We start from the raw sequence: 8,345 nt of genomic DNA on the forward strand, positions 1-8,345 counted from the left end.
TCGGGGTATTTCCGTGGTGCAGGCATCAGACCGTGTCTTCCCATCTGCCGAGGCGATCAAGCCTGGCTTCAGGGCCGCTACGAAACCCAGTTCAGCTCAGTCCTGGCCGCGGTGCGTGACCTGACCCGCCTGGAGCTGATCACCGAGGCGGTCCGCGCCGCCCTGGAAGAAGTCGCTGGCATCTCCCCTCACCTGCTGGACGAGCTGGTTGATGAGGACTGGGGGCGCCGCTACGGCCGGCCGGTCCGCCTGGGCAAGAACCCCACCAAGCCCAAGACCCGGATCCTCGCCACCGGGAAGGATGCCCTCCGGCTCCTGGAACACCTCTACCGGCACGGAGCAGACCGCACGTCCGGTCCTCGTATCCAGGCCCTGCGCCAGATCATGGTGCAGAACTACGACCGTGACACCGCGGGCCGCCTGCGCTGGCGCACCGCCGAGAAGGAAGGCGGGCCCGGGCTGCCGCCCTCATCCCAGGCTGTCGTCTCTCCCTACGACACGTCGGCACGCTACGCACGGCACGGACACATCATCAGCTGGAAGGGGTTCGCCGCTCACCTGACCGAGACCTGTGCTCCCGACGGCCCCAACGTGATCACGGACGTGGTCACCACCGCGGCCACCACCCACGACAGCCAGGTCCTGCCCGGCATCCACACCCGTCTGGCCCGCCGCGGGCTGCTGCCCGCCGAGCACCTGGTCGACGCCGGCTACACCTCCCTGCCTCACCTGGAACAAGCCGCCCGTGAACACCAGGTCACCGTCTACGGACCGCTGAAGAGCAACCCCACCCGCCAGCACCGCCTGAACGCGGGCTTCGCCCGGGACGACTTCCACATCGACTACGACAAGCAGCAGGTCACCTGCCCCCAGGGCCAGGTCAGCGCGGGCTGGCACGGTCCCTATCCGACTTCCTCGCCCACTGCGGCACCTCTGATCGTGGCACGGTTCACCAAGAGTCAGTGCCGTCCCTGCCCTGCTCGCACCCAGTGCACCACCACCGCCGACAACGCCCGCACCGTGGGCTTCCCCCCACGAGAGCTCCGCGACCTGCAGCTCCGCGTCCGCACCGAGCAACAGACGCCCGAGTGGAAGACCCGCTACGCGGTCCGCTCCGGTGTGGAGGGCACGGTCAACGAATTCGCGCACGGGCACGGCATGCGGCGCTGCCGCTACCGAGGACAGGGAAAGGCCCACATCCAGCACGTCCTGACGGCCATCGCCGTCAACATCGAGCGCCTCAGCGGACTGCCGCCAACCGAGGAAGCCCCCATGCCACGCCGACCGACTGCCTTCCAGGACTATCTCGACCAGCGCGAGATACCCCGGCCGAAATCCTGGCGAACCCTGGGCAGCTAACCTCGACGGCTCCAAGATCCCCGACAGAGTCAAGTTGAGCCCCAGCAAGGTAACCGCCGCAGCACTTCTCATCCGGCTCCGATCATGATCGAAGAGGCAGAACCCAACTCCCGCACCACAGAGTTGACTTAACTGGTCAAGCGGGCCACGCGTCGCCGGTAGCAGCTGGGCACCCCTGGGTCCGTTCCCAGAAGGTGCGTCGACAGCCGCGAGCCGGGCACACCAGGCGCTGCACCTGCACCAGGACCAGGACCAGGACCAGGACCAGGACCACCATGCATCGGTCATCCACCGGGACATCGGCGACAGTTCGCTCGTGACACCGTGCACACACCCGGACTGCCGCCCCGCAGTCCGGACAGACAGCCGTCTCGTCCGATGCCCAAGCCCGCACCACGATCCGCCCGCCCTCATCGACCACACCCTCGACGCCCAGCGGAGAGATATCTCAAAACATTGCTTTCACAGGCCCATTGACACCCGACACAGGACATCAACAACACCAGTCACGCCACGTCACCACCGGAAACGCGACAGAGCCTTTCTCTTCACAGGCCCGTGGCTGTCGAGCGACCAGGGTGTGCGTCCGACTCGACACCACGGGGGGGCACCTGAGAGTCGCCTGGTGCGGGCCGCATCATCCTCGTAGGAACTACGGCCTTTTGGAGAAGCGCACTCGATCGAAGCCCCCCGTCGGCTGCCGGGGTGGCGGCTCCTGCGGAGAAGCGACGAACAGCTCCTCAGTGAAGACCCCGAGGGCCGACGCGATCCGCCACGCTGTCTCCGGACGAACCCCTCGCCTCCCATGGGCCACCAGTGAGATGAACGCCTGTGTGACATGGGCTCGTTGGGCCAACGTTCGCTGGGACATCCCCTTCAGTCGCACCAGTTCGTCGAAGCGTCTCTTATCCCTCAAGTGCATGACGTCCCCTGGTCAGGGCTCACGCTTCCACGTTCCGTGAGCCGTCGGCCTAGGGCAACATAGTTATCGCCATCTCCGCAATGATTCTCAGTGACTCTCGCGTGTCAGTTATGGGCACGGTCACGGCGTGGGAGGCCGGGCACAGGAGGAGGACGCAAGCCGCCCGCCGGTGTTCCTGAACTCGGGTTATGACCCATGTCTTGACGTCCGGGTCACGGCTGTTATGACGTGGCCCCTGCCGCCGCTTCGCAAAAACGGGAGGCGGTCAGCTTGCTCTTGTCCTGTCAGGCAGGTCGGAAGGGGCTGGACCGGCCCGCCCGAGGCCGTCACCTTCGAGACGGTGAGCGATTACCGCACCGACCCGGGCATATTATGCGAGAGCCCACCCTTCCCCGATTCCTCCGCCTCCACACAGGGAAACTGCAGCATTCCGGCAAAGGAAAGCGTCAAGCGCAGCCCATCAAGACCACCCCATCGGATTACCGGGCATTCCACAAGGACCTCCAACCACTGGGAAAGATGGGTCTGTTGAGCATTCCGTTTCCGAACCGCCTCGTCGGCCATCAAAAAGCTTTGCCCTGCCGTATCGTTCATCCTGATCACATCTCCCCAATCAATCAGCACGCATAAGACCGCCCTCGGCGTCATCCGCCCCAAGACGGCAGAAGACGGCTGCGAAACGGGCACACAAATTCAGACATATTTTGCGTCATATTCGAGGGCTGTGGATCGGAACAGTCGGCAACCCTGCTCGCCGGTGCTTCGCCGACCCCACGGGAACTCCGTCGCCCTGCCGCCTCCTCGGCTGCGGCCTCGCTCGCACGAGGCGTTCGTGGGCGATGCGGGGACGGGAGGGCCTTTACTCCACGTCCTGGAGGGGGCCCTATGCCACTGATGTCAGGGCAGTTGATGGTCTGGTGAGGGTGGTCCCGTCGTCGTTGGGGCCGTGTTGTCCGCACTGCTGCCGGACGCGCTCATCGCCTGCATCACGTCGGCCTTCCGGCAGGCATCGGCGAACGCCCGGTTCGTGTGCCATGTTCGGTGATCGCTGCGGAAGGCGACAACCTCGGTGCTGCCGCAGGGCGTTCGGACACGGCGAGGGTGCCGGTGACGAAGCCGGCGCGCTCGTGGCCGCCCAAGGCCCAGCCGCTGATGATGCGGATGAGGGAAGCGACGGCTCCTGCGTAAGCGCTCGGTGAAAGCCCCGCTTCTCTGTTACCAGGGATCGTAGGGGTTACCGCCGAAACCGATCTTTCCTAAGGTCGTCCCCCGGAAGGCTGTCGCAAGGTGCTTGCGTTCCAGCTCGGTCACGCCGGAAGCCACCGGAGCACCGCACCTCGAAAGTCTCCCGAACGCCTTCATGGGCGAGTCCCGGTTTCTCACCGGTCAGCGACGTTCTGCCGGTTTGCGGTGTGGAGGCAATCAGTTGCGCGAGACGCAGGACAAGACGAGTCAGCCGACCACCCTTCCCGACACCGAGGGGTGCGGGTCAGCGCCATCGTCGGACGAGGCCGTCGCGATCATCGGCTACAGCAGCCGTCAACCGGCCGTCGATACGGACCAATTCGACTCCGTCTTCTTCCGCGTCACGGCCGAAGAGGCCACAACAATGAGCCCCGCAACGCGGCTGCTCCTGGAATTGACCTGGGAAGCGCTCGAAGACGCGGGCCTGGTCGCAGCACGTCTACGAGGAGCCAGAACAGGGTTGTTCCTCGCCACACCTGACGTCACTACCGGGGCGACACAACTCGGGGGCCGAGCCCCCTCGCATTCGGTCAGCACATTCCTCAGATCCCACGGCCTTGTCACCACCACCGGCCCCACGGCCGTGTCCGGGCCTGTCGCCGTTCACCTCGCGTGCCGCAGTCTCCGCGCCGGAACATCCACGCTGGCAGTCGCCGGCGGCGTATGCCCGACGATACTGGAGGACCAGGTCGGACGGGCGTCCGGTTCCGCTGCCGACAGCCGTGAGCGCGGCACGACCGGCGCGCTCCTGATCCTCAAACCACTCTCCCGGGCCCTCGCGGACGGCGACCGCATCCACTGCGTCATCCACGGCAGCGCCACAAGCGACACCGGAGAAGACGGCCCGGTACGCGCCCTGCACACAGCTCATGAACAAGCAGGAACAGGGCCCGAGATGCTGCACCACATCGATCTGAGCAGTACCGACGAGGCCGCGGCGCTCCAGCCTGGCGCCGCAGGCATCGAGGCCGCACTCGGTGTGCCGATTCCAGCTCACGCCGGTCACGTCGCCAACGGGACCCCGTCCGACCCCACCCCGCCCCAGGACGCGGGAGAGATGACAGGAATCCTCAAGGCCGTCAGGTGTCCGGTGCAGTCGGGATCCGCCGAGGAGACCGTTGGGCACGATGTGGTCTTGCGGGCAGTGGCTTCCTTCGACGCCCGGGGAAACTTCACTTATCTGGTCCTCGGCGCCGCCCCCGGGATGCCGCCGATGCCTCTCGCTGTGCGTGCCACGATGGACGAACCTGGCGCTCCCCGACCGGGCGTCGCACTGCCCTGTGTGCTCTCGGCCCACACCACCACCGCGCTGCAGGCGCAGGCACGACACCTGCATGACTACATGGCTGTCCATCCCGAGCTGTGCCTCGTGGACGTTGGGCACACGCTGGCGACGACGCGGACCGTCTTCCCCCACCGGGCTGTTGTGATCGCAAGCAACCGGCAGGGCCTCCTGCGAGGACTGCAGTCGCTGGCCGGAGGCACAGAGCACCCGGGGCTCGTCCGGGGTACGGCCGGGCCGCCCCATGGCACCGTGTTCATGTTTCCCGGCCATTGGCAACACTGGCCGGGCATGGCAGTGGAGTTGTTGGAAACCTCCATGGTATTCCGGGACGGCATGCGGGACTGCGCAGACGTACTCCAGCCCTTGGTCGGATGGCGCCTGGAGGACGTGCTGCGCGGAGCACCCGACGCTCCTTCACTGAGCCGCACAGACGTGGCACAGCCCGTCATGTTCGCCATCATGGTGTCGCTGGCCGGGCTGTGGCGCACACACGGCATCGAACCGACGACCGTGCTGGGCCACAGCCTCGGTGAGGTCCCGGCAGCCTGCGTCTCCGGGGCTCTCTCCCTGGACGACGCCGCTCTCGTCGTCGCGCTCTGGAGCAGGGCGCAGATGACGCTCGCCGGGTCGGGAGCCATGGCGGTGGTGCGTCTGCCGGAGGAGAGGCTGGCGCCGTGGCTGGAGCCCCGGGCAGGTGCCGTGGTGGTCGCGGCGGTGAACGGGCCGTCGACCACGGTGGTCTCGGGCGGCCGGGAAGCCGTGGAGATCCTGCTGGCCGAGCTGTCGGCATCCGGTGTCTGGTGCAGGCCGCTGCCCATCGACGTAGCCGCGCACTCACCCCACTGCGAAGCCCTCCTGGACGACCTGTATGACGCGCTGTCGTCGATCGTGCCGCTTCGGACTCGCGTTCCCTTCCTCTCCTCGATCACGGGGGAATGGCTGGACGGGACCGAGCTCGACGCCTCGTACTGGTGCCGCGGCCTCGTGAGTCCCGTCCGGTTCGCTTCGGCCGGGGAGCGGCTCCTCCAGGAAGGACACCGGTGCTTCGCGGAAATCAGCCCGCATCCCATCGTGGTCGTGGACATGCTGGCCACGGCAGACTCCATGGGCCTGGACGGCGACGTCATAGTCACCGGCACCCTGCGCCGCGATGATGGCGGTGAGCGCGGTTTCCTGACATCGCTTGCACGGCTCCACGTCAACGGTCCGGCGGCGGACTGGACACCAGCGTTCGCAGACCACGGCGCTCGGCGGGTGGACCTGCCCGCCTACGCCTTCCAGCGCCGGCCGGTGCACGGCACGGCGGACGATCATGAAGATCTGTCCGCGGCGGTCGCCGTCGAGGACCTGTCCGACCACGCGCCGTCCCTGTCCAGATCCTTCTCTCCCTCCCGGCTGTCACGGCCGGAGCTCACCACGGCCCTCACCGCCCTCGTGTGCGAGCAGACCGCCCACGCCCTGGGCCGGTTCCCCGCAGAATCCGAGGACGTGCCGGCCACACTGTCCTTCCGTCAGCTCGGGGTCGACTCGCTCGCGGCGGTGGAGCTGCGCCGCCTCCTGGTGGAGGCGACCGGCCTGCGGCTACCGGTCACCGCTGTCTTCGACCATCCCACCCCCGCAGCACTGGCCCGGCACCTGGACAGCCTGCTGAGCAAGGACGAGACGGGCGGGGTCCGGGCGGACGAGGAGCGGGACGGGGGCACTCACGGACCCGGAAGCAGGAGGAGCGCGGGCCCGGCAGTCCGTCGTGCGCGCGCGGACGAAGCAATCGCGATCGTGGGAATGGGCTGCCGTTTTCCGGGAGGCGTCACCAACGCCGAAGAGCTGTGGCAGCTCGTGAACGATCGCGGGGACGCAGTGGGGGGCTGGCCCGGCAACCGCAGCTGGGACACCGATGGGCTCCTCGACCCGGACTCGCGCCGACCGGGCACCTCATGCACAGACCAGGGAGGCTTCCTCTACGACGCCGACCTCTTCGACGCCGCCTTCTTCAACATCAGCCCGCGCGAAGCCCTAGCCATGGATCCCCAGCAGCGTCTCCTGCTGGAAGTCGCCTGGGAGGCGCTCGAGGACGCCGGGATCCCGTCCGAAACCGTGCGTGAGAGCAGCACGGGGATCTACGTTGGAGTGATCACCCCCGACTATGGCCCCCGCATGCACCAGGCGCCCGAAGAGGTCGGAGGGTACGTCCTCACCGGAACGACCGGCAGCATCGTCTCCGGCCGCATCGCCTACACCTTGGGGCTGCACGGCCCCGCGCTGACGGTGGACACCGCGTGTTCGTCATCACTGGTCGCCCTCCACCTCGCGGCGCAGGCCCTCCGAGCGGGGGAGTGCTCCATGGCACTCGCCGGCGGAGCGACCGTGATGTCGACGCCCGGGATGTTCGTCGAGTTCACCCGCCAGCGCGGGCTGGCCCCGGACGGCCGGTGCAAGGCGTTCTCCGCGGCGGCGGACGGCACCGGCTGGGGCGAAGGCGTCGGCATGCTGCTCCTGGAGCGGTTGCAGGATGCCCGGCGGTCGGGGCACCGGGTGCTGGCTGTGGTGCGCGGCAGCGCTGTGAACCAGGACGGAGCCAGCAACGGGCTCACCGCACCCAGCGGGCCGGCCCAGCAACGCGTCATCCGCGGCGCCCTGGCCACCGCGGGACTGGCACCTGCTGACGTGGACGCCGTGGAGGCCCACGGCACGGGAACCACCCTCGGCGACCCCATCGAGGCAGGGGCACTGCTCGCCGCCTACGGCCAGGACCGGCCGGACGACCGCCCTCTGTGGCTCGGCTCGCTCAAGTCCAACATCGGGCACACACAGGCCGCCGCGGGCGTCGGAGGCGTCATCAAGACAGTGATGGCGCTGCGTCACGAGCGGCTGCCCGCCACGCTGCACGTGGACGAACCGTCACCGCACGTCGACTGGTCCTCGGGGGCGGTGCGTCTGCTGACGGAGGCGGTGCCGTGGCCGGTGACCGACCGGCCTCGGCGGGCAGGGGTGTCCTCCTTCGGGGCCAGCGGCACCAATGCCCACATCATCTTGGAGGAAGCGCCCGCCTGGAATGGCGTCCGGAAAAGCGTTCCGGAGGACGGAAGCGGGGGCCGGACCGGCAACGAGCCGGAGCGCCTGCCGGAGGTCAGGGCGACGGACAGGCCGACGCGCGGGCCGGCGAGCGAACCGACGGAGGGCCGTGCGCGGCATCCGGGGAAGGATCCGGCGGACGAACCGCTTCCCTGGACGATCTCGGCGAAGAGCCCGCAGGCTCTTCGTAGGCAGGCCAAGCGGCTCGGGCAGCACGTGGCCGCCAGGCCCGGCATAACACCGGCCGACGTGGGCGGGTCGCTGGCTTCGGGCCGGTCGGTGTTCGATCACCGGGCTGTGGTCCTGGCGGAGGACCGTGACGGATACCTCGACGGGCTGGCCGCCCTCGCAGGGGGCGAGCAACATCCCGGTGTGGTGGTGGGGGGCGGGCCGGTGTCGGTGGGTGGGAAGGTCGCGTTCATCTGCGCGGGCCAGGGAACCCAGTACCCCGGCATGGGACGC

Annotated in this window: 3 protein-coding genes and 1 pseudogene; 3 read left to right on the forward strand and 1 reads right to left on the reverse strand. The window is 68.2% G+C overall.

Features of this window, described 5'->3' with window-relative positions; all coding sequences use genetic code 11:
- Positions 1 to 111: 111 nt before the first annotated feature.
- Complete coding sequence (locus I5Q34_RS23405; protein WP_277965438.1) at positions 112 to 1,359, forward strand: transposase; 1,248 nt, start codon at positions 112 to 114, stop codon at positions 1,357 to 1,359.
- 652 nt (positions 1,360 to 2,011) lie between these two features.
- Here the strand turns inward: I5Q34_RS23405 and I5Q34_RS36125 are convergent.
- Positions 2,012 to 2,281, reverse strand: a complete 270-nt coding sequence (locus I5Q34_RS36125; protein ID WP_199894362.1) for a helix-turn-helix transcriptional regulator — start codon at positions 2,279 to 2,281, stop codon at positions 2,012 to 2,014.
- A gap of 1,360 nt (positions 2,282 to 3,641) precedes the next feature.
- Between I5Q34_RS36125 and I5Q34_RS36130 the strand changes: the two are divergent.
- Together I5Q34_RS36130 and I5Q34_RS23415 are read left to right on the forward strand one after the other, a co-directional pair.
- Positions 3,642 to 4,997: pseudogene (locus I5Q34_RS36130) on the forward strand (beta-ketoacyl synthase N-terminal-like domain-containing protein); the annotation flags it as partial.
- Between the two features lie 69 nt (positions 4,998 to 5,066).
- Positions 5,067 to 8,345: beta-ketoacyl synthase N-terminal-like domain-containing protein (locus I5Q34_RS23415; protein WP_267912007.1), on the forward strand; the 3,279-nt coding region annotated here is incomplete at its 3' end.

Source organism: Streptomyces sp. AV19 (assembly GCF_015999245.1).
Lineage (GTDB): Bacteria > Actinomycetota > Actinomycetes > Streptomycetales > Streptomycetaceae > Streptomyces.

What these genes read in the sequence shown, in the direction of transcription:
- I5Q34_RS36125 (WP_199894362.1), bottom strand. Translation starts at nt 2,281, where the DNA reads ATGCACTTGAGGGATAAGAGACGCTTCGACGAACTGGTGCGACTGAAG.